Raw genomic sequence first — 22,047 nt, forward strand, 5'->3', positions numbered from 1 at the left:
GCAAGCGCTGGGGATTGATACGCCTGCAGCTCGAAACTTACCGTTGCTGTTACCAGCAAATGCCTTCGGTACGACCGGTCGTGCAGGTCGCCTTGGACATGAAGCCCACCAGGTCGATCACTTGCTTGCCGTGCGGTGCGTTCTGCGCCAGGGAACGGAACTTCTCGTCGCGGTTGCCGAGGATGATCACGTCGGAGTTGTTGATCACGTCATCGAAGTCCGAGTTGAGCAGGGACGACACGTGGGGGATCTTGCCTTCGATGTAGTCCTTGTTCGCGCCGTGCACACGGGCGTACTCGACGTTGCTGTCGTAGATGCTCAGGTCGTAACCCTTGCCGATCAGCATCTCGGCCAGTTCTACCAGCGGGCTTTCGCGCAGGTCGTCGGTACCGGCCTTGAAGCTCAGGCCCAGCAGGGCGACTTTGCGTTTGTCGTGGCCGGCAACGATGTCGAAGGCGTTCTGCACCTGGGACTCGTTGCTGCGCATCAGCGAGTTGAGCAGCGGCGCTTCCACGTCCAGGGAGCTGGCGCGGTAGGTCAAGGCGCGAACGTCTTTAGGCAGGCAGGAGCCGCCGAACGCAAAGCCTGGGCGCATGTAGTACTGGGACAGGTTGAGGGTCTTGTCCTGGCAGACCACTTCCATCACTTCGCGACCGTCGACGCCGACTGCCTTGGCAATGTTGCCGATCTCGTTGGCGAAGGTGACCTTGGTGGCGTGCCACACGTTGCAGGTGTACTTGATCATCTCGGCCACAGCGATGTCCTTGCGGATGATCGGTGCGTCGAGTTCTTCGTACAGCGACTGCAGGACATCGCCGGAGGCTTTGTCGAATTCGCCGATGACGGTCATCGGTGGCAGGTCGTAGTCGGCGATGGCGGTGGATTCGCGCAGGAATTCCGGGTTGACCGCAACGCCGAAGTCGACGCCGGCTTTCTTGCCGGAGCAGTCTTCGAGGATCGGGATCACCACGTTGGCGACGGTGCCCGGCAACACGGTGCTGCGAACCACGATGGTGTGGCGGGTGGTCTTGTCACGCAGGACAAAACCGATCTCGCGGCATACCGATTCGATGTAGTTGAGTTCCAGGTCGCCGTTTTTCTTACTCGGCGTGCCGACGCAAATCATCGACAGGTCAGTATCACGGATGGCTTCGGCGAAGTTGGTGGTGCCGCGCAGTCGACCGTTTGCGATGCCCTGGCTCAACAGTTCGCCCAGACCCGGCTCGACGATCGGCGATTTGCCGGCGTTGATCAGGTCGATCTTTTCCTTGGAGATGTCTACGCCAACCACTTCGTGGCCACGGGCAGACAGGCAACCGGCACACACTGCGCCAACGTAACCCAAACCAAATATGCTGATGCGCATCGCAATTACCTCTGTATTTAAATCATGCCATTAGATGGCCGGAGTTCATGTTTGCAAACGTCACAAATGCCGCGAAAGTTGGGCGAATAGACGCCGACTTGCCGCGTACAGGCATGTTGAATAACGAGTGACTAACTATTGCACTCAAGTTGTGCGCAACTTGGCCTTGTTATTGGGGCCTGCCCTGAAATGCAGCCAGCCTTCCTGGGAGAAGGGTCTGGCGCCAGTGCCGCAGGGCCTTGATAGAGGCTGTAAGCCTTTAAGTATCAATGCCTTGGGGTGTCTCACTGACCCATTAGGGTAAGCACAGCCTTGGCCTTATAGTTCGTGGCAATGGATCCTTATCGCCGCTCTCAACTAATCGGTTGGTAATGTGACCACTGAGTCAAAGTTGAATATGACAACTTCGCTACTTCCGTTGGTCCGCCTTGTAAGTCATCTCCTACAGAAACAGAGAATTTCGTTACCGGTGGTATGAGCGGTGCTTTAGGACGAAGTTCCTGGCCGCTCATCCTGTTTCCGGAAATTTCTTGAAATATAGGCAAAGATGGCACTGGTACTATATTGATAGCACTTGCTATCTGGGCCAGTAGTTACAGGTAGTTGGCGCGCAGGGATAGTTTTGTGCCACTAGTGATTTTAAAAAGTGGTGCCACTACGAAAAAAAATTGGAAATGTCGAGTGAAAGAAATGTTAGGGATGTGTCTGGATTTTTTTTGACGTCAAATAAATGGCGGTTTTTGGTGTGGAGCGCGGACAAAAATGTGGGAGGGGGCTTGCTCCCGATTGCGTTGTGTCAGTCGCCTATGTATCGACTGATGCACTGCCATCGGGGGCAAGCCCCCTCCCACATTTGGATTTCACTGTCTGAAAGAGGCTGGTACGGCCTTATTCCGGTGCGTGATCGCGCAAAAACACCAGATTGTCCGGCTTGGACTGCTCCGCATTGAAGCGGTAACCCTGCACATCGAACTGCTTGAGCTTGGCCGGATCATTGATGCGCTCTTCGATCACGAAGCGGCTCATCATGCCTCGGGCCTTTTTTGCGTAGAAGCTGATGATCTTGTACTGGCCGTTCTTCAGGTCCTTGAACTCGGTGTTGATGATCCGCGCGTTCAGGGCCGTGCGCTTGACCGCCGAGAAGTACTCGTTGGAGGCCAGGTTGAGCAGTACGTCATCGCCTTGTTCGGCCAGGGCTTCGTTCAGCCACTCGCTGATGCGCGTGCCCCAGAAGGCGTACAGGTCCTTGCCACGGGCGTTGGCGAGTTTGGTGCCCATCTCCAGGCGGTACGGCATCATCAGGTCCAGGGGGCGCAGCAGGCCGTACAGGCCCGAGAGCATGCGCAGGTGGTCCTGGGCGTAGCTGAAGTCGGCATCGGTGAAGGTCTCGGCGTTCAGGCCGGTGTACACGTCGCCCTTGAACGCCAGCAAGGCCTGCTTGGCATTCTCAGGGGTGAAGGCCGGGGTCCAGCTGCCGAAGCGGGCGGCGTTGAGGCCGCCGATCTTGTCGGACACGTGCATCAATTCGCTGATCTGCGCCGGGCTCAGTTCGCGCAGTTGCTCGATCAGCACCTGGGAGTGGTCCAGGTACTGCGGCTGGGTAAAGCGCTGGGTCACCGCTGGGGTCTCGAAATCGAGGGTTTTGGCGGGGGAAATCACCATCAGCATGAAGTCGTCTCCTGTAATCGTGCGGGGATTCTAGGGGCTCGGGCGTTTTGACTCCACCTATGATGGCGATAGGCGCGATCCGCTATGATGGCCGGTGACTCTGAAGAGGGAGACCCTGTGTGCGAATAGCGCTTTTGTTGTCGGCTTGCCTGCTGTGCCTGAATGCCCAGGCGGCGCCGGTGGATGTAGCCAGTCTGGACCGTGGCACCTGGCCGGAAAAACTCAGCAGCCCGGCGCTGTTCGATGTGGCTTCGCGTGCGGAAATCCTGATGTTCGCCCACAGCCTGCTGGCCAGTGAATCCCTGGACGAAGCCGCACTCAAGCAGCGCCTGGGCTTGAAGATCATCAACCTGGCGGCCATCGACGACCTGCGCCGCGAGCTTTGGCAGCGCCTGCTGGAGAACTACACCTTTGCCCAGCAGAGCTGCGAAGTCGACGCCTCGTTCTGCTACCTGGTGGAGAACATGGACGACCTGCGCGAGCAGGCCGGCAAGTTGGCGATCAGCGAAGACTCTTTCTATATAGGCTGGGCAGCCCCCAGCCATGCCTTCCATGAGCGCTATCTGGACGAACTGCTGCGCAAGGCCGCGCTGTTTCCGCAGATCAGCAGCGAAGTTGCGCGCTTTGGCGAGCATGAACGCAATGGCGACGAGTTCAACGACCGCCTCTTCCTGCTGACCTTCGACGGCGGACCGGCGCCGGTCAGCGGCAATACCGACTGGCTTGCCGACTACCTGCGCAAGCAGAAGATGAACGCCACCTTCTTTGCCCTCGGCAGCAGCCTGCAAACCCGTGTGGAGCGCAGTTCCGCCGCGGAGGTGGAGGCGTTGTACCAGGGGCAGTGCGTCGGCACCCAGGGCTGGCAGTACCGTTCCCACAGCCATTGGGTGGACTGGCAAGGCTCCATCACCCGCAGCGCGCAGTTGGTGCAGAACCTGATGCCGGAAAACTACGTGCCGCTGTTCCGCCCGCCTTACGGGCAACGTCGCGCGGACAGCCAGGGGTTTTTCCAGTCGCAGGGCTTGCAGGTGGCGTTATGGGACATCGATTCCCAGGACGAGCCGGGCAAGCTCAAGGCCGATGAGTCGGCGCAGCGGGTGCTGACGTTGATGCTGTTGTGGCGCAAAGGCGTGATTGTGTTTCACGACACCCAGGACAAGGCGCGGGTGGCACTGCCGATGTTGCTGCAGGCAACGGCGCAAAGTGGGCTGGGTTGGCAGGACTGCCGGGAGGCATTTCGTTAAAAAGATGAAGTGCCCGGCCCTGTTGGGTGAGAGGCATTTTCGGGGTGATTTTGTGCGACATTTCGATGCAGGCGGACTTCCGACTTTAACGGTGCATCGGGCACTCGGCTAGTGCTATTCGTCATCCTGAAAAATAAACTTCAAAAAAGCGTCAAAGTGCTTTTTCCTGTCATGGGTTTTGCGGTATTACGAAGTCAGATCGCCGAAACCTGCAACACAGGTGGCGTCTTCCAAGACTCCTCATGTGGGCACTGCGCTTGACGTCACTCAGGTGCAGTCGGTGGTCGAATCGAGGCGCAGCACTGTCGTGGTATTGCGTCGACTGGCTCCCACAAAGGTGACCGAGTATGGATGATCATGGACGCACCCCTTCTTCCGACCAGCCAATCCTTTATGTGCTTGATACCAATGTATTGATCCACGATCCAAACGCACTGCTTAACTTCGAAGAACACCACGTCGCCATCCCGATGATCGTGCTTGAGGAGCTCGACAAACTCAAAAGCGGCCACCACAGCGTGGCTGCCGAATGCCGCCAGGCCATCCGCCTGATCGACAAGACCCTGGGCGAAGCGTCACCCGACGACGTTGAAGTCGGTGTGCCGATCCAGCGCGGCAAAAGCGGGCCCAAGGGCTTGCTGTCGATCCTGATGAGCAAGCGCAGCGAGCCCAACAGCCTGCTGCCGGAAAACCTCAACGACAACAAAATCATCAACCAATTGATCGACCTGCACGCTCGCGACAAGGACCTGCGCGTGGTGCTGGTGACCAAAGACATCAATATGCGCCTCAAGGCACGAGCGTGTGGGATCGCTGCCGAGGACTACAGTACCGACCAACTGGTCGATGACGTGTCGATGCTGTCCCGTGGTTATCACATGATGACCGGCTCGTTCTGGGACCGTGTCAGCAAGGTCGAGACCCGTCAGGACCATGGCCGCACCTGGCACCAGGTACAGTTGATCGACAACCTGCCGGCCGTGCATATCAATGAATTCATCGTCGACGAGCAGGGCTTCGTGGGCTGGATCAAAGAGATCCAGGTCGACAAGCTGCTGATCCTCGACCTGCATCAGGAGCCCCTGTTGCACCAGGAAGCCTGGGGCCTGAAACCGCGTGACATCTACCAGAGCCTGGCGCTGTATGCGCTGCTCGACCCGGACATCCACCTGGTCAACCTGACCGGCGCCGCAGGCTCGGGGAAAACCATCCTCGCCCTGGCCGCCGCCATTGAGCAGACCATGGTGACCAAGCGCTATCGCCGCATCATCGCCACTCGCTCCGTACAGGGCCTGGACCAGGAAATCGGCTTTTTGCCCGGTACCGAGGCGGAAAAAATGGAGCCGTGGCTGGGGGCGATCACCGACAACCTCGAGGCCTTGCACATGGATGACGAAAACACCCATGGCAGCGTCGACTACATCCTCAGCAAAGTGCCGTTGCAGTTCAAATCCCTCAACTACATCCGAGGTCGCAGCTTCCAGCAAAGCCTGATTTTGATCGATGAATGCCAGAACCTGACCCCGCACCAGATGAAAACCATCATCACCCGTGCCGGTGCCGGTTCCAAAGTGGTGTGCCTGGGCAACCTGGCACAGATCGACACCCCTTACCTGTCCGCGACCAGCTCCGGGCTGACTTACCTGACGGAACGCTTCAAGGATTTCCCGAACGGCGTGCACATTGCGCTGCAAGGGGTACCTCGCTCGATTCTGGCCGAATACGCCGAATCGCATTTGTAAACGCGGTCAGTGTGGGAGGGGGCTTGCTCCCTCCCACATTTGTTATGCATTGGGTTTACAATCGCTGCTCCTGATCAGGAGTATCCCTGTGCTGACTCATCTCGATTCCCAAGGTCGCGCCCATATGGTCGACGTCACCGACAAGTCCGTGACGTTCCGGGAGGCGGTGGCCGAAGCGCGGGTGCGCATGCTGCCCGAAACCCTGCAAATGATTGTCGACGGCGCCCATCCCAAGGGCGACGTGTTTGCCGTGGCCCGCATTGCCGGGATCCAGGCGGCGAAAAAAACCAGTGATTTGATCCCCCTGTGTCACCCGCTGATGTTGACCGGGGTCAAGGTCGAACTGAGTGCCGATGGCGCAGACTCGGTGCACATCGTCGCGCGCTGCAAGCTGTCCGGGCAGACCGGCGTGGAGATGGAGGCGTTGACGGCGGCCAGTGTCGCCGCGCTGACCATCTACGACATGTGCAAGGCCGTGGATCGCGGCATGACCATCGAAACCATTCGCCTGCTGGAAAAGCTCGGCGGTAAAAGCGGGCATTTCAAGGCGGATGAACAATGAGCATCAACGTACTGTTTTTCGCGCGTTACAGCGAAAAAATAGGCCTGGATTCACTTGAGATGGAGGGCGACTTCGCCACTGTCGATGCCGTGCGCCAGGCGCTGGCCGCTGATCCGGGCTTTGAAGTGCTCAACGAAACCAGCTTGATGTGTGCCCGCAACCAGGAGTTGTGCGGTCTCGACGAGCCGTTGCAGGCCGGTGATGAAGTCGCGTTCTTCCCGCCCGTGACCGGAGGCTGAACATGGCCATTCGTGTACAGGTCGAGGCCTTTGACCCCGGCAAAGAAGTCAACGCGATGCACGCCGCGAATGTGGGTGTGGGGGCGGTGGTGAGTTTTGTCGGCTATGTGCGCGATTTCAACGAGGGCCGAGATGTGTCCGGGATGTTCCTCGAACATTATCCGGGCATGACTGAAAAAGCCCTGGCCAAGATTGCCGTCGAAGCCGAGCAGCGCTGGCCCCTGCTCAAGCTCGAAGTGCTGCATCGTATCGGTGCGCTGGAGCCGGGGGAGCCGATTGTGTTCGTGGCGGCCGCCAGTGCCCATCGCCAGGCCGCGTTTGATGCCTGTGCGTTTGTGATGGATTACCTGAAAACCCGTGCGCCGTTCTGGAAGAAGGAAAATACCAGCGAAGGTGCGCGTTGGGTGGAAGGTCGGGACAGCGACCACGCTGCTGCGGATCGCTGGAAATAGCCAGCCGAACACAGAACCAAATGTGGGAGGGGGCTTGCTCCCGATGGCAGTGGATCAGTCAACAGAGATGTTGAATGTGCCACTGCCATCGGGAGCAAGCCCCCTCCCACATTTTTATCGCATTTCAGCTTATGGGCGTTTGCGCTCTACTGCCCGCAACAGATGCGTCGGCGGTGTCTCGCAGCTGATCTTGCGCCCCAGCAAGGTCTCGATCGACGGCAACTGATACGAGTCATCTTCCCCGGCAAAGCTGATCGACACACCCGCTGCGCCCGCCCGGCCGGTGCGGCCAATACGGTGCACATAGTCGTCCGGTACTTCCGGCAGGGTGAAGTTGATCACGTGGCTGATGCCGTCGATGTGAATCCCGCGCCCGGCCACGTCGGTGGCCACCAGCACGCGAATCTTGCCTTCGCGGAAGCCTTCCAGGGTCTTGATGCGCTTGTGTTGCGGCACGTCGCCGGACAGTTGCGCGGCGTTGACGCCATCGCGCACCAGGCGTTCTTCGATGCGACGCACTTCGTCCTTGCGGTTGGCGAACACCATCACGCGCTCCCAACCGTTGTCGTTGACCAGGTTATAGAGCAGCTTGTACTTGTCGGCACCGGCCACGGCATAGATGTGCTGTTCGACATTTTCGCTGGCGACGTTCAGCGCCTCGATTTCGACGATGGACGGCTCGGTGGTCCACTGCTTGGCGAGGTTCATCACGTCTTCGGTGAAGGTCGCGGAGAACAGCAGGGTCTGGCGCTCTGCCTTTGGCGGGGTCTGGCGAATGATCTGGCGCACTTGTGGGATGAAGCCCATGTCGAGCATGCGGTCGGCTTCGTCCAGCACCATCACTTCGACCATGTCCAGGTGCACATCACCGCGCTGGTTGAAGTCCAGCAGGCGGCCGGGGGTGGCGACCAGGATGTCGCAGTGGCGGGCTTCGAGGTGCTTGAGCTGCTTGTCGAAGTCCATGCCGCCGACGAACGTCATCACGTTGAGGCCGGTGTACTTGGTCAGGTCGGCGGCGTCCTTGGCGATCTGCACCACCAGTTCACGGGTAGGCGCGATGATCAGTGCGCGCGGTTCACCCATGTAGCGCTCTTTGGGCGGCGGCGTTTGCAGCAACTGGGTGATGATCGAGATCAGGAACGCGGCGGTCTTGCCGGTACCGGTCTGGGCGCGGCCGATGGCGTCTTTGCCGGCCAGGGTGAAGCCCAATACCTGCGCCTGGATCGGCGTGCAGTACGGGAACCCCAGGTCCTGGATGGCGTGCATCAATTCAGGGGCCAGGTTGAAATCGTGGAAGCGGGTCTTGCCTTCCTGAGGCTCGACGACGAAGTCTTCGAGTTTCCACGGGATCACCGGCGGCTTGGGCGCGCGTTCTCGGCGAGGCTTGGGTGCGGGGGCGGCTTCAGCCTCAGGTTTTGCCTGTTCGGGCGGTGTCACCGTCGGCGTCTTCGGCTGGGCGACAGGTGCAGTCCGGCCTGGCTGTTGACCGTCATTGCGGCTGCCGGAGGAGGGGACAGGAGCACTGGGAACAGGCGCGAGCGGCTCAGCCTCGCTTTTGCCGAACATTTTCTTGAGTGCTTTGAGCACGGTGATCTCATTAATTGGTTAAGGAATGTACGCCGGCCAGTGTAATGCAAGAATCGGGCGCGGCGTAGTGCGTCTGTCATACGGCTACATAAACGTGGGTTTCAGCCCAGGCGAGCGGTCAACCAAGTCCCTATATCGTGTATCTCCTGGGGTAACACTTCGTGGCCCATTGGGTATTCCTGCCATGTCACGGTGACACCACGGGTTTTCAGATGCTCGTAGGCGCTGCGGCCCATGGCGTTCTGTACTACCTCGTCGTACTGACCATGCAGGCACAGGGTGGGAATGCGTTGCTGGCTGGCCGACAATTCGAGCTCGTCACTGAAGGTGGGCGCGTAGGTGGAGAGGGCGATTACGCCGCCCAATGGCCCCTCCCAATTCAGGAACGCGGTGTGGAATACCACGGCCCCACCTTGGGAAAAGCCCGCGAGGAAAATCCGCGAAGCGTCTATTCCGGTTCTCTTCTGTGCTTCGATCAGGTCGGTCACCATTTTTGCCGACACTTCCAGCTCTTCCAGGCTGATCGAGCGCGCCGGGCTCATGGCCTTGATGTCGTACCAACTGGGCATCTCGTAGCCGCCGTTGATCGTCACTGGGCGGGTCGGTGCCTGGGGCAATACAAAGCGGGTGGACAGCAAACTTTCCTGCAGCGCCTCGGCCACCGGCAGGAAGTCGTAGCGATCGGCACCCAGGCCATGCAACCAGATTACGCAGGCGTCTGCGGGCTTGGCGGGCTGAAGAATCAAGGGTTCGGTCATGTCTGCTCCATATATGTGCGTGCGCTCCGATTGGGTGCATCGGAACGGTGCGCGACAGGTTGATCTGTTAAGAGAATGTCGCAAGGGTGAATCTTTTTCCATTGACCAGAGGCTGAAACGACTCAGCCGTCGTTCTGGTACGCGCCTTGCTATGTGTAGGGCGATGTCAGAACTTTCCTGGGACGGTAACACTATCAGTGACTGCCGCTTTCGGGATAGCAGCTGGAATTTCCGCGAAAGCCTCATGCCGCTTGACCCCAAAAAAAGCCAACACGGGTCGATATCGCCTCATAAGGGTGCGCTGAGGTTGGAGCTTCGACACAACAAGAGCAACTGGAGGTTTGAATGAAGGTATTGAAATCCACCCTGGCCATCGTTTCTGCGGCGGCTGTACTGGGTGTCAGTGGTTTCGCCCAGGCTGGCGCTACGCTGGACGCCGTGCAGAAGAAAGGTTTTGTGCAATGTGGCGTGAGTGACGGCTTGCCGGGTTTCTCGGTACCGGATGCCAGCGGCAAGATCCTCGGGATCGATGCTGACGTTTGCCGTGCCGTGGCCGCTGCCGTTTTTGGCGACGCCACCAAGGTCAAATTCAGCCAGTTGAACGCCAAGGAGCGTTTCACCGCGCTTCAGTCCGGCGAAGTGGACATCCTGTCGCGTAACACCACCATGACCAGCTCCCGCGATGCGGGTATGGGCCTGAAATTCCCAGGCTTCATCACTTACTACGACGGCATCGGCTTCCTGGTTAACAATAAGCTGGGGGTCAAGAGTGCCAAGGAACTGGACGGTGCAACCATCTGCATCCAGGCCGGTACTACCACCGAGCTGAACGTTTCCGACTACTTCCGTGGCAACAACCTCAAGTACACCCCGATCACCTTCGACACCTCCGATGAAAGCGCCAAGTCGCTGGAATCCGGTCGTTGCGACGTACTGACCTCCGACAAGTCCCAACTGTTCGCCCAGCGCAGCAAGCTGGCCGCGCCGAAGGACTACGTGGTTCTGCCGGAAACCATTTCCAAGGAGCCGCTGGGCCCTGTCGTGCGTAACGGCGATGACGAGTGGCTGGCCATCGTGCGCTGGGTGGGCTACGCCATGCTCAACGCTGAAGAAGCCGGCATCACTTCCAAAAACGTTGAAGCTGAAGCCAAGTCCACCAAGAACCCGGACGTTGCACGTCTGCTCGGTGCTGACGGCGAATACGGCAAAGACTTGAAAGTGAAGAAAGATTGGGTCGTACAGATCGTCAAGCAAGTCGGTAACTACGGTGAAGTGTTCGAGCGCAACCTGGGCAAGAGCACCCCGCTGGAAATCGACCGTGGCCTGAACGCGCTGTGGAACGCTGGCGGCATTCAATACGCACCCCCTGTGCGCTGATCGCTGATGGTTCTGTCACCCGGAGGGCCAACCGCCGGGTGATGTTCTGTTCCATTCTTTCCGGGGCACTTCATGCAAAAACAAATCGGCGCACCAAAGCAGAAGCTCAGCTTCAGCGATCCCAAAGTGCGTGCGTGGCTCTTCCAGATCATCACGATTGTGGCGGTGATCTCGCTGGGCTGGTACCTCTTCGACAATACCCAGACCAACCTTCAGCACCGGGGCATTACCTCGGGTTTCGACTTTCTTGAGCGCAGTGCCGGCTTCGGCATCGCGCAGCATCTGATCGACTACACCGAATCGGACAGCTATGCCCGCGTCTTTGTCATCGGCTTGCTCAACACCTTGCTGGTGACCGTGATCGGGGTGGTCCTGGCGACGCTGCTCGGCTTCATCATCGGTGTGGCACGTCTGTCCCCGAACTGGATGATCAACAAGCTGGCGACCGTGTATGTGGAAGTGTTCCGCAACATTCCGCCGCTGCTGCAGATCCTGTTCTGGTACTTCGCGGTGTTCCTGACCATGCCGGGGCCGCGCAACAGCCATAACTTCGGCGACACTTTCTTTGTCAGCAGCCGTGGCCTGAACATGCCGGCAGCGCTGACCGCTGACGGGTTCTGGCCGTTTGTGGCCAGCATCGTGGTTGCCATCGTGGCAATCGTGCTGATGGCGCGTTGGGCCAACAAGCGTTTTGAAGCGACCGGCGTACCCTTCCATAAGTTCTGGGCGGGCCTGGCGCTGTTTATCGTGATCCCGGCGTTGTGTGCCTTGATCTTCGGCGCGCCGCTGCACTGGGAAATGCCCAAGCTGCAAGGCTTCAACTTTGTCGGCGGCTGGGTACTGATCCCTGAACTGCTGGCGCTGACCCTGGCGCTTACCGTGTACACGGCAGCGTTTATCGCCGAGATCGTGCGTTCGGGCATCAAGTCCGTCAGTCACGGCCAGACCGAGGCTGCGCGTTCCCTGGGCCTGCGCCCTGGGCCGACGCTGCGCAAGGTCATCATCCCGCAAGCCCTGCGGGTGATCATTCCGCCGCTGACCAGCCAGTACCTGAACCTGGCGAAGAACTCGTCGCTGGCCGCCGGTATCGGTTACCCGGAAATGGTTTCGCTGTTTGCCGGCACGGTGCTCAACCAGACCGGCCAGGCCATCGAGGTTATTGCCATCACCATGAGCGTGTACCTGGCGATCAGCATCAGCATTTCCCTGCTGATGAACTGGTACAACAAGCGCATTGCGCTGATCGAGCGGTGAGGAAACGCACATGAGTTCGCATACTTTCAAACCTGACATGCCGCCGCCGAGCAAAGTCTTCGGACCGATGGCCTGGATGCGTGCCAACCTGTTTTCCAGTTGGCTCAATACCCTGCTGACGCTGTTGGCGTTTTACCTGATCTACCTGGTGGTGCCGCCGATCCTGCATTGGGCCATCCTCGATGCCAACTGGGTCGGCACCACTCGCGCCGATTGCACTAAAGAGGGCGCGTGCTGGGTGTTTATCCAACAGCGCTTCGGGCAGTTCATGTACGGCTACTACCCCGGCGACCTGCGCTGGCGTGTAGACCTGACCGTGTGGCTGGCCATTGTCGGCGTGGCACCGTTGTTCATCTCGCGTTTCCCGCGCAAGGCGATTTACGGCCTGGGCTTCCTGGTGTTGTACCCGATCATCGCGTTTTTCCTGCTGCACGGCGGGATCTTCGGCTTGACCAACGTGGCCACCAGCCAATGGGGCGGCCTGATGCTGACCCTGGTCATCGCCACCGTCGGCATCGCCGGTGCCTTGCCACTGGGCATTGTGCTGGCGCTGGGACGGCGTTCGAACATGCCGGCGATTCGTGTGGTCTGCGTGACCTTTATCGAGTTCTGGCGCGGCGTGCCGTTGATCACCGTGCTGTTCATGTCCTCGGTGATGCTGCCGTTGTTCCTGCCTGAAGGCATGGGCATCGACAAGCTGCTGCGGGCGTTGATCGGCGTGATCCTGTTCCAGTCGGCCTACGTGGCCGAAGTGGTGCGCGGTGGCTTGCAGGCGATTCCTAAAGGTCAGTACGAAGCGGCCGCGGCGATGGGCCTGGGTTACTGGCGCAGCATGGGCCTGGTGATTCTGCCGCAAGCCCTGAAGATGGTAATCCCGGGCATCGTCAACACGTTTATCGCGTTGTTCAAGGACACCAGCCTGGTGATCATCATCGGTTTGTTCGACCTGCTCAACAGCGTCAAGCAAGCCGCCGCCGACCCTAAATGGTTGGGTATGGCCACCGAAGGCTATGTGTTTGCCGCCCTGGTGTTCTGGATTTTCTGTTTTGGTATGTCGCGCTATTCCATTCATTTGGAACATAAGCTCGACACAGGCCACAAGCGTTAGGAGTTGATGTTATGAGCGAAGCGATCAAACAGCCTGTGAGCCCTGAAGGCATTATCCAGATGCAGGGCGTCAACAAGTGGTACGGCCAGTTCCACGTGTTGAAAGACATCAACCTCAACGTCAAGCAGGGCGAGCGTATCGTGCTGTGCGGCCCGTCGGGTTCGGGCAAGTCCACCACCATCCGTTGCCTCAACCGTCTGGAAGAGCACCAGCAGGGCCGCATCGTGGTCGATGGCGTGGAGCTGACCAACGACCTCAAGCAGATCGAAGCGATTCGCCGCGAAGTCGGCATGGTGTTCCAGCACTTCAACCTGTTCCCGCACCTGACCATCCTGCAGAACTGCACGCTGGCGCCGATGTGGGTGCGCAAGATGCCCAAGCGCAAGGCCGAGGAAATCGCCATGCACTACCTGGAGCGTGTGCGCATCCCGGAGCAGGCCCACAAGTTTCCGGGGCAACTGTCCGGCGGCCAGCAACAGCGTGTGGCGATTGCCCGTGCCCTGTGCATGAAGCCGAAAATCATGCTGTTCGACGAGCCGACCTCGGCCCTCGACCCGGAAATGGTCAAGGAAGTACTCGACACCATGATCGGCCTGGCCGAAGACGGCATGACCATGTTGTGCGTGACCCACGAAATGGGCTTCGCCCGCACCGTGGCCAACCGCGTGATCTTCATGGACAAGGGCGAGATCGTCGAACAGGCGGCGCCGAATGACTTCTTCGACAACCCGCAGAATGACCGGACCAAGCTGTTCTTGAGCCAGATCCTGCATTGATAGATGCTTGAAAAAATAAACCCGGCCTGGCCGGGTTTATTTTTGTCTGTTCAGGAGGCCTTCATCACCGCCAGATCGTAATGAGGTGTGTACTTTTCCATAAGACACCTGCGCTGAATAATTACCCTCTAAGGGTAATTGTACCAATCGAAAATACTGCCCCTTTCCAGCCTAAGAACCCTAGTGCGTTGCCTTTGTAGGCAACTCTGAATAGTCTGTAGGAAAATTCATCCTATGATTGGACGAAAGCCTGCATCCCATGACAGACATCGCCCCCCTGATCAAACGCTCCTTGGTCGACCAGGCTCTGGAGCAGTTGCGCTGGCGCATTACCGAAGGCAAGTGGGCCGTCGGCGAACGCCTGCCCACCGAGCCGGAGCTGGCCGCCGAGCTGGGCATCAGCCGCAACACCGTGCGCGAAGCCATGCGTGTGTTGGCGTTTTCCGGGTTGATCGAGATCCGCCAGGGCGACGGCAGTTACCTGCGCTCCATGACCGACCCGCTGGGGGCCATGCGCGCGTTATCCCACTGCAGCCTGGAGCAGGCGCAGGAGACGCGGCAGATCCTGGAAGTGGAGGCCATCGGGCTCGCGGCGTTGCGCCGTACCGAAGCCGACCTCACGGGTTTGCACGAGGCACTCAAGGCCAGCGCGGTGCTGTACCACGGTGACCTGGAGGCCTATATCAGCGCCGACCTGGTGTTCCACAAACGCCTGGTGGACGCCGCGCACAACCCGGCATTGAGCGAGCTGTACCAGTACTTTTCCGCCATCGTCGGCGCCCAGTTGCGCCAGACCCTGAACATTTCGCCGCGCCGCCAGGCGGTGTTCGACCTGCATATCGCGCTCCTCGAAGCCGTGGAACACCAGGACGCGGAACGCGCCAAATCCCTTTGCCGGCAGTTGATCAATGAACCCTGAAACCAAACGTACGAGCGAGTTGGACGAACTGTTGATCGACGCCGAAGCCGATGACGAAGTGGTGCAAGCCAGTCACCCGCTGGTAAGCCGCCCTTGGCTGTTGCTGCTGAGCCTGATCCTGGTGGCGTTGAACCTGCGCCCGGCGTTGTCGAGCGTGGCGCCGTTGCTGGCCGAGGTTTCCAGCAGCCTGGGATTGTCGGCGGCCAAGGCCGGTTTGCTGACCACCTTGCCGGTGTTGTGCCTCGGCTTGTTCGCACCCATGGCCCCGATCCTGGCCCGGCGGTTTGGCGCCGAGCGAGTGGTGTTGGGGATTTTGCTGAGCCTGGCCGCCGGCATCATCCTGCGCAGTTCGTTTGGCGAAGTGGGGTTGTTCGCCGGCAGCCTGATTGCCGGTGCGAGCATCGGCATCATCGGCGTATTGCTGCCGGGCATCATCAAGCGCGATTTCGCCAGACACGCCGGCGCCATGACCGGCGTGTACACCATGGCCCTGTGTCTGGGCGCAGCGTTGGCGGCGGGCGCCACGGTGCCGCTGAGTCATTACTTCGGCGACCGCTGGACCATTGGCCTGGGCTTCTGGATTCTGCCGGCGTTGGTGGCAGCGTTGTTCTGGTTACCGCAGGTCGGCCAGAAACACGGCGCCCACCAGGTCGCCTATCGAGTGAAGGGCCTGTTGCGTGACCCGTTGGCCTGGCAGGTCACCCTGTACATGGGTCTGCAATCGTCCCTGTCGTACATCGTGTTTGGCTGGCTGCCGTCGATTTTGATCGGTCGTGGCCTGAGTGCCACCGAAGCCGGTTTGGCGTTGTCCGGCTCCATCATCATGCAGTTGTTCAGTTCCCTGGCCGCACCGTGGCTTGCCACGCGCGGCAAGGACCAGCGCCTGGCGATTGTGGTGGTGATGCTGTTCACCCTGGTTGGATTGTTCGGTTGCCTGTATGCACCGTTGGACGGTCTGTGGGGCTGGGCCATTCTGCTCGGTCTGGGGCAGGGCGGCACGTTCAGCCTGGCGCTGACTTTGATCGTGCTGCGCTCGCGTGATTCCCATGTGGCCGCCAACCTGTCGAGCATGGCCCAGGGCTTCGGTTACACCCTTGCGTCCGTCGGTCCATTCGCGGTGGGCCTGGTGCACGACTGGACCGGCGGTTGGTCGGCCATCGGCTGGATTTTCGCGGTGATCGGCGTGGGTGCGATCATCGCCGGGCTGGGCGCGGGACGGGCGCTGTATGTGCAGGTCAGCAGCGAGAAACGCTAGAGATACACCACCTCCAGGGTCGCCGAGCCGTCGAGCAAGGTGTCGCTGCTCAGGTCCAGGTTCTTCGTGGCGTTGATCACGGTTTCGACCTTGACCGTGCTGATCAGCTCCCGGATCGCTGACGGGCCGGTTGTGCTGCCGGCCGTGTCGGTGAAGCCCAGGTAACTGTTGGCACCTATGTCGATCGTGTTGAGGTTGGCCGTGCGCCAGGCTATGCCACCGGTGGTGGATTCGGTCCCGTAGACCGGCGCGGTGGTGTCGACCTGGGTCTGGCGAGGGTCGAAACTCAAGGAATAGAGACCGATGCGGTTGCCGCTTTTGTCCAGCCCCAGCCCATAGTAAATCTCGCTGTTGACCGTGGCCGTGCCGTCACGATTGTCGCGCATGCGCAGGGCGAAGCGACTCGGCGCGTTGCAACCGATACTGACTTGCAGCTGTTTGACCGGCAGGCGTGTGCCCTTGTCGACGTTGAGGTCTTGTTGGGACAGCTTGCCGTAGTCGATCACCCCGCCACTGGACAGCAGCGGTGTGCAGGCGGTCGGCGTGATCCGGCCTTTGACGTTAAGGTCCACGGAGGAAGCGGCCAGCGCTGGCTGGGCTGAGCACAGCAGCAGGGCAGAAAAACTCAGGCAGTACGTGTTCACGAGGGAAGCTCCACAGGCTAGAGGTAGATGATTTCGAGAGTGCCGGAACCATTGATCTGCACCACCTGGCGCAGGTCCAGCGATTGCAGGGGGGCCAGGTAAGCCTTGATGCGCAGGATTCCGGTGAGGTGTTGGATCGCTACGGGCCCCTGGGTGCTGCCGGCCTTGTCGGTAAAGCCCATGTAGCTGTTGGCTGCGATAGGGATCTGTCTGGCACTTGCGCTGCTCCAGGCGGTGCCATTGCTGGTGGAATCGGTGCGATAGAGCGTGCCGTAGGCATCGGCGACAAAGTCTGCCGGGTCAATGTTCACGTAGAAGCGGCCGATCTTGTTCTGGCTGTTGTCCCGGTCCAATCCATAAGCGGTTTCATCGGTGCCGCCGGTGGCCGAGCCGTCGCGGTTGTCGTGCATGCGCAAGGCGAAGCGTGCCGGCGCATCACAGCCGACGGAAAATTGCAGCGGGCGGGTGGGCAGCGGGTTTTCGTGGGTGGCGCTCAGGTCCTTGGCCAGCAGCGTGCCGTAATCCACCAGGCCGCCGTTGGACAGCTGCGGTGTGCAGGCGGCGGGCGCAAAGTGGGCGCGCAGGGTCAACTCCCGAGAGCGACCGCTCTGGTGGGCGTCGAATGTCCCGGACACTTCCCACGTGGTGGCCTCGCGGACATGGGTGGCCGCCATGTCCGCCCAGGCGCTGAGGCTCAGTTGCAAGGACAGGTGTTTACCCCGTAGCACGGCCCCGCCTTGCACCGGCGCCACGCCATAGCCCGGGCGCCAATTCACTGCGCTACCGATGGCGGCGGGCGGCTGCGCGGCGGCCTGCAGCAACCCCAGCTCAACCGCCCGGCCATCCAGCACGCCATCACTGACTTCAATTGCATAACTGCCGTGCTCGGTAAATTGCAGGCGTTGTGCATCGGCCGCCAGAGCCCGATAGAACACACTCATGTCCGTCGTTTCCGGGCAGTTGAGGTTCAGGCTCAAGCGGCGCTCGCCGAGCAGGCGTTGGGGGGCGCTGTCGTTTTGTGCGAGACGCTTCATCAGGCCGAAGTCCAGCAAAGGTTCGCTGATGTTCAACTGGCACTCGTCGTCGGCCAAGGCGGTGCCGACGAGACTGACGGTCATCAAAACGGCCGTCAGCCATGGGGCGCGAATAAAGGGCATGGCGATCTTCCTCATGAAGGGTTGCAGCGTGCGGGCGCGGTTTCGAAATACACCAGGGGGTCGCCCTTGGGCGGTAACTCGAACTGCAGTCGGCAGCGCGTCAATCCTGGCGCGCTGACCCACAACCCTGATTGCTCCAGGACGTTGGGTAGAAACACTTGGCCACTGTCCTGGACCAGGGTCACGAACTCGCCCGCATCGGTACTGACGGAGGCACCACGGGGCAGCAGTGCGCCGTGTTCGGTGCGTACGGTGAGCAACACCCGGCGAGTCAATGTCACGGCGAAATCGACCCGATCCACTGCACCACGCCCGGCCGAGATCATCGCCAGGCCGTTGTTGATATCGGCATTGCGCGGCAGTGAACGGGGCTGTACTTCCACCGGGCTGCGGCCATAGGCGCTCACGTGGGGAACCACGGCCTGGCCTTGCCAATCGGTCCAGACCGGGCCGCTGGGGGTACTCAGTTTTACGCCGCTCATCTCGCCCACCGAGACCAGGGCGAAGGTGTCACGCACCGGATACGGCGACAACGTCACCCCGCCGCCATGCACCACCACGCCGCCTCGGGCACTGCCTTGATAGCTTGATCGTTCGGCATCGGCGCGGCTGTAGCTGAAGTCGAGTTGGCTGTAGCGGGGCAGTGCCGAAAGACCGAGGGTGGTCTCCACCTGTTGGTCGCGGGTGTCATGTTCGGCGCTGACGCGGTAGCTCAGTTGATCGTCGATCTGTTCATTCAACCCCACCCCGGTGCGATGTTCGCCGCCCGAGTTGCGTACCCAGGCTCGCACTCGACGACTCTCGCCCAGGGGCAGGCTGACATTCAGGTAGACGGCATTGTCCTGCTGCTGGCGTCCGCCCATCTGCCATTCGGCACTCGCCGACAGCGATACACCGCCGACGTTCGTGCCCCACGACGCCAGGCCGCGGCTGCTGGTGTTGCCGTCAAAATTGCTGGAGCGCGAAACCCCGGCACTGAATGCGCCCAGCCATGGGTGGGACCAGCCCAGCGTGGCGCTTTGTTGGTCGCGATAACGGGAGCGTCGTTGCTGGGTAGATTCAGGCGCGTAGGTCGCTTCCTCCAGCTCGCGATAACCCGGTGAACGCCAGGAGTTGGCGGCGCTGAACGACCATTGATCGTTCAAGCGCTGGGACCATGACAGGTCGGTTTGCACGCCACGTACGGCGTGCGGCGCCTGGGTATCGGCAACCTGGGTGGACAGTTGGACCTGGCTGTCCAACCATGGCAGCCAGCCCAGGCTCACACCCGCAGCCCGGTATTCGCTGGACGCCAGCACACCGCTGCCCAAGGACAGCTGCGGGTGCACGGCACCGGTCCAACCCGCGCTGACCACCCAAGGCTCGTCGCCTTGGCCGTCGCCGATATTGCGCACCCGTCCCGCCGCCATCGAGTACCCGGGCGCCGCCATCCCAAGGCCGAGCATGGCCGCCGGGACGGTGAAGCGGCGCTCGCCACCGCTGCTTTCCTTGACCGTGACTTCGACGTCAGAGCGTGAGTTCAGGCGCCGTACATCGGTCAGCGAAAACGGCCCGGCCGGAACCACCGTGGAATGAATCAACGCACCGTTCTGTCGCACCTCGACTTGCGCCGGGCTGTTGGCGATACCGTCGATGGTCGCGCCCTGGCCTTGTTCTTGAAGGGCCTGTTCGGTGAGGACCTGGACCCCGGTGATCTGCGCACCGGACAACACCGGGTTGTAGAGGTTGATTTGCCCCGCTTGCAGCACCGCCTGATGGCTGGCGAAGGTACGCTGGGCGTAGGCCTCCAGGTGCGTACTGCGCGAGAGGCCATCCTGCCAGGTCTGTACCTGGCGGCTGCGTACGACCCAGTCGCCGGCGTTGAACCCCACCTCGGTATTGGCCGAGCCGAAGCGGCTGTCGTCGTCACCGAAGCGGTTATAAAAACCGGTGAGGTCGTAATTGAGCAGGCCGGCAAAACCACCGGTTTCGTACCCTGAGACGTCCTGCTGCAGCGGCCGTAGCGCTTCCGTCGGTACCACCAGCGACACCATGAGCGTGGCGGGGTCCGGCTCCACCAGGGTTTGCGGGTACTGGTCAAGAAAGGCGTGGCAGCGCTCGCTGTCGTCGGGAATGATCAGGTTGGCGAGATCCAGCAACGCACGGTCGAAACACAAGGCGCCGTCTTGATCAAAGCCGACTTCCAGTCGCCCGCGGCGCTGGCCATTGACCAGCAGGCTCACGGCATGCCGTCCTGCGGCAAAACGCGGGGCGTCCAGCAGCAGGTTGGCGAGCGTCGGATCAATTCCACGTTGGTGCAAGGTGGTGGCATCAAAGCTCGGTCGTTCATCCGCCCAAGCCTTGGTGGGCAGCAGTGCGCACGCCAACAGTATCGTCGGCAGTGCAAAACGGGGTGGCCTGTCGGGCAGGGCTTCGCCGTCACGGTAACTCAATACTGTTTTCACGAAAGGCACTCGAAGGGTGTGGTGACGGTCAGTGAGCCGTCACTTCGTGATACAGGCGCCTGGACGCCCGGGGTTTTCGTCAGAAGGTGAGGGGCGCTTCATAAGCGCCTACGGCAAAGCCATAGACCGTTGCCGGCTGCAGCCGGACTGTACTGGCCGCACCGCCGGTGGCCGCAACGCTCAGGTGTTCCCCGGGCAACACATAGGTGCGCGGCAACATCGCTCGACCGTTGCCAGGCAACAGGCGCAGTTCCTGGGCCAGTCGCACCACGTAAGGGGTGTCGTTACGCACCTGCAACGTGCCGCCTTTGAGTGACCAGGTCAGGCCGGTCCAGGGCGTGCGGTTGGGGGCGAGCCCTTTGGGGTGAATGATGACGGGCAGGTTCTGACGTACCGTCACGCCGACCCGCGCGTGTCCGGCTTCGGTCGCCGATCGGCCTTGGGGCATGCCTTCGAAAATCACGCGCTTGAGCCGTTGGGTGTGCAGCGGTTGGGGGCTTTGCAAAATGAAACGCACCAGTTGCGATTTGGACGGCTCCACCCGCGACAGCGGCGGAGTCACCACCAGCAGCGGCTCGGGGTCTTCGGGAATGTCTTCCAGCGTGACGTGGAGCAGGGCCAGTTGGCTGTCGGTGTTAGTGACCGACACGGCGGCTTCACCCTCGGCTTCGTGAACGATCACGACGGAGGTGTCCGGGACCATGCCGTCAGCCTGTGCACCCGTGGCAAGCAGCAGCGTCAGGGCCAAGAGGCAGGTGGCGGTGTTGAACAATGTCGTCGTCATGACGGGGTTTTCCATTGGGGCTGTGTGAAAAATCAGAGGTAACGAAGATCCAGCACGATGGAGCCATCGAGGGGGACTTCCTGATTCAGGGTCAGGTACTGGGCAAAGTTGATAGTGGTGTCGATGCGCAACTGAGCGCGCAGTTGGCCGATAAAGTCGGGCTGGCGATCACCGAGTGGCGCAAAGCCCATGTAGGCTTTGGGGTAGGCATTGGGCTCCGGGGCCCAGGTTTCACCGCTATCGGTGGAGGCCAGCACCTGTAGGGACTGCGCGTCGCCTACCGGGTTTTGATAAGACACTGCCACGGACCCCAGGCGCTCCTGCGGGGCGTGGGGGTTTTCGCCCAGGCCGTAGAGCGATCCGGGCACCAGTGAGGACTCTGCTCGGTTATCAAGCCCCACCAAGGTGAACAGCATTGGTCGGCTGCACTGCACATTCAGCTCCAGCACGCGGCTGGGCAGGGCGGTGAACTCGCTGGCGTTGAGCGTATGGGAGGGGATTTTCCCGTGGTCGATCGTACCCTCGTCTGACAGCGTGACGTGACAGGCATCCGGGGTCAGGCGGCCGGTTACGGTGAGGTCGACAGCGGATGCAGCGAAGACCGGATGAGTGGTTGTCAGCAAGAGCAAAACCGCCGGCAGGCGAGGGAGCGTGTTCATGGGAAGGCGCCACGTGTCGAGGTGAATGCGGGCGATACGAAAAACACGCCCA

At 60.7% G+C, this 22,047-nt stretch carries 20 protein-coding genes; 11 read left to right on the forward strand and 9 right to left on the reverse strand.

Annotated elements, in window-relative coordinates:
* Positions 1-49 precede the first annotated feature (49 nt).
* A complete protein-coding gene (locus tag ACHPFG_RS05910; RefSeq protein ID WP_131698349.1) occupies positions 50-1,366 on the reverse strand; it encodes a nucleotide sugar dehydrogenase in 1,317 nt (438 codons plus the stop codon).
* Positions 1,367-2,254: 888 nt separating this feature from the next.
* Positions 2,255-3,034 (reverse strand): peroxide stress protein YaaA, encoded by a 780-nt coding sequence (gene yaaA, locus ACHPFG_RS05915; RefSeq protein WP_131698348.1) that lies wholly within the window; start codon positions 3,032-3,034, stop codon positions 2,255-2,257.
* Positions 3,035-3,153: 119 nt separating this feature from the next.
* Here yaaA and ACHPFG_RS05920 point away from each other — a divergent pair, with 119 nt between their 5' ends.
* The 5 genes from ACHPFG_RS05920 (at position 3,154) to moaE (ending at position 7,273) form a co-directional block, all read left to right on the forward strand.
* On the forward strand, positions 3,154-4,278 hold the full coding sequence (locus ACHPFG_RS05920) for a polysaccharide deacetylase family protein (RefSeq protein WP_431701821.1): 1,125 nt from the start codon (positions 3,154-3,156) through the stop codon (positions 4,276-4,278).
* A 347-nt stretch (positions 4,279-4,625) separates the two neighbouring features.
* Positions 4,626-6,020, forward strand: coding sequence for a PhoH family protein (locus ACHPFG_RS05925; RefSeq protein ID WP_131698346.1), 1,395 nt, complete (start codon positions 4,626-4,628; stop codon positions 6,018-6,020).
* Between the two features lie 88 nt (positions 6,021-6,108).
* Entirely contained in the window at positions 6,109-6,582 is a 474-nt protein-coding gene (gene moaC / locus ACHPFG_RS05930; protein WP_431701822.1) for a cyclic pyranopterin monophosphate synthase MoaC, read from the forward strand.
* Positions 6,579-6,821, forward strand: a complete 243-nt coding sequence (gene moaD, locus ACHPFG_RS05935; RefSeq protein ID WP_131698344.1) for a molybdopterin converting factor subunit 1 — start codon at positions 6,579-6,581, stop codon at positions 6,819-6,821. The genes moaC and moaD overlap by 4 nt, the downstream gene beginning before the upstream one ends.
* A gap of 2 nt (positions 6,822-6,823) precedes the next feature.
* Positions 6,824-7,273 (forward strand): molybdopterin synthase catalytic subunit MoaE, encoded by a 450-nt coding sequence (gene moaE / locus ACHPFG_RS05940; RefSeq protein WP_431701823.1) that lies wholly within the window; start codon positions 6,824-6,826, stop codon positions 7,271-7,273.
* A 129-nt stretch (positions 7,274-7,402) separates the two neighbouring features.
* Here moaE and rhlB read toward each other — a convergent pair whose 3' ends face one another.
* Together rhlB and ACHPFG_RS05950 are read right to left on the reverse strand one after the other, a co-directional pair.
* Positions 7,403-8,866, reverse strand: a complete 1,464-nt coding sequence (gene rhlB / locus ACHPFG_RS05945) for an ATP-dependent RNA helicase RhlB (RefSeq protein ID WP_431703443.1) — start codon at positions 8,864-8,866, stop codon at positions 7,403-7,405.
* Between the two features lie 95 nt (positions 8,867-8,961).
* Positions 8,962-9,618, reverse strand: coding sequence for an alpha/beta hydrolase (locus ACHPFG_RS05950; protein ID WP_131698341.1), 657 nt, complete (start codon positions 9,616-9,618; stop codon positions 8,962-8,964).
* A 345-nt stretch (positions 9,619-9,963) separates the two neighbouring features.
* Between ACHPFG_RS05950 and ACHPFG_RS05955 the strand changes: the two genes are divergently transcribed.
* From ACHPFG_RS05955 to ACHPFG_RS05980, 6 genes are all read left to right on the forward strand, one after another.
* Positions 9,964-10,995 carry an amino acid ABC transporter substrate-binding protein gene (locus tag ACHPFG_RS05955; protein ID WP_065875000.1) on the forward strand — a complete coding sequence of 344 codons (1,032 nt, stop codon included), beginning with the start codon at positions 9,964-9,966 and terminating at the stop codon, positions 10,993-10,995.
* A 72-nt stretch (positions 10,996-11,067) separates the two neighbouring features.
* On the forward strand, positions 11,068-12,249 hold the full coding sequence (locus ACHPFG_RS05960) for an amino acid ABC transporter permease (protein WP_431701824.1): 1,182 nt from the start codon (positions 11,068-11,070) through the stop codon (positions 12,247-12,249).
* Between the two features lie 10 nt (positions 12,250-12,259).
* Positions 12,260-13,357: an amino acid ABC transporter permease gene (locus ACHPFG_RS05965; protein WP_131698338.1), complete on the forward strand. Its 1,098-nt coding sequence runs from the start codon at positions 12,260-12,262 to the stop codon at positions 13,355-13,357.
* An 11-nt stretch (positions 13,358-13,368) separates the two neighbouring features.
* Entirely contained in the window at positions 13,369-14,133 is a 765-nt protein-coding gene (locus tag ACHPFG_RS05970; protein WP_003171943.1) for an amino acid ABC transporter ATP-binding protein, read from the forward strand.
* A gap of 259 nt (positions 14,134-14,392) precedes the next feature.
* On the forward strand, positions 14,393-15,052 hold the full coding sequence (locus tag ACHPFG_RS05975) for a FadR/GntR family transcriptional regulator (RefSeq protein WP_431701825.1): 660 nt from the start codon (positions 14,393-14,395) through the stop codon (positions 15,050-15,052).
* Entirely contained in the window at positions 15,042-16,307 is a 1,266-nt protein-coding gene (locus ACHPFG_RS05980; protein ID WP_431701826.1) for a CynX/NimT family MFS transporter, read from the forward strand. The genes ACHPFG_RS05975 and ACHPFG_RS05980 overlap by 11 nt, the downstream gene beginning before the upstream one ends.
* On the opposite strand, the gene ACHPFG_RS05985 is transcribed toward ACHPFG_RS05980, so the two are convergent.
* The 5 genes from ACHPFG_RS05985 to ACHPFG_RS06005 all read right to left on the reverse strand — a co-directional run bounded on the left by ACHPFG_RS05985 (position 16,304) and on the right by ACHPFG_RS06005 (position 21,995).
* Positions 16,304-16,951, reverse strand: a complete 648-nt coding sequence (locus ACHPFG_RS05985) for a DUF1120 domain-containing protein (RefSeq protein ID WP_431701827.1) — start codon at positions 16,949-16,951, stop codon at positions 16,304-16,306. The genes ACHPFG_RS05980 and ACHPFG_RS05985 overlap by 4 nt on opposite strands.
* Before the next feature lie 17 nt (positions 16,952-16,968).
* Positions 16,969-18,108 carry a DUF1120 domain-containing protein gene (locus ACHPFG_RS05990; protein WP_431701828.1) on the reverse strand — a complete coding sequence of 380 codons (1,140 nt, stop codon included), beginning with the start codon at positions 18,106-18,108 and terminating at the stop codon, positions 16,969-16,971.
* Between the two features lie 11 nt (positions 18,109-18,119).
* Entirely contained in the window at positions 18,120-20,552 is a 2,433-nt protein-coding gene (locus ACHPFG_RS05995) for a fimbria/pilus outer membrane usher protein (RefSeq protein ID WP_431701829.1), read from the reverse strand.
* A gap of 79 nt (positions 20,553-20,631) precedes the next feature.
* The gene (locus ACHPFG_RS06000; protein ID WP_431701830.1) at positions 20,632-21,336 is read right to left on the reverse strand and encodes a fimbria/pilus chaperone family protein; all 705 of its coding nucleotides are present in this window, start codon (positions 21,334-21,336) and stop codon (positions 20,632-20,634) included.
* 32 nt (positions 21,337-21,368) lie between these two features.
* Positions 21,369-21,995 carry a DUF1120 domain-containing protein gene (locus ACHPFG_RS06005; RefSeq protein ID WP_431701831.1) on the reverse strand — a complete coding sequence of 209 codons (627 nt, stop codon included), beginning with the start codon at positions 21,993-21,995 and terminating at the stop codon, positions 21,369-21,371.
* Positions 21,996-22,047 lie beyond the last annotated feature (52 nt).

This window comes from Pseudomonas sp. BR20, assembly GCF_050780135.1.
In the GTDB taxonomy this organism is placed as follows: Bacteria; Pseudomonadota; Gammaproteobacteria; order Pseudomonadales; family Pseudomonadaceae; genus Aquipseudomonas.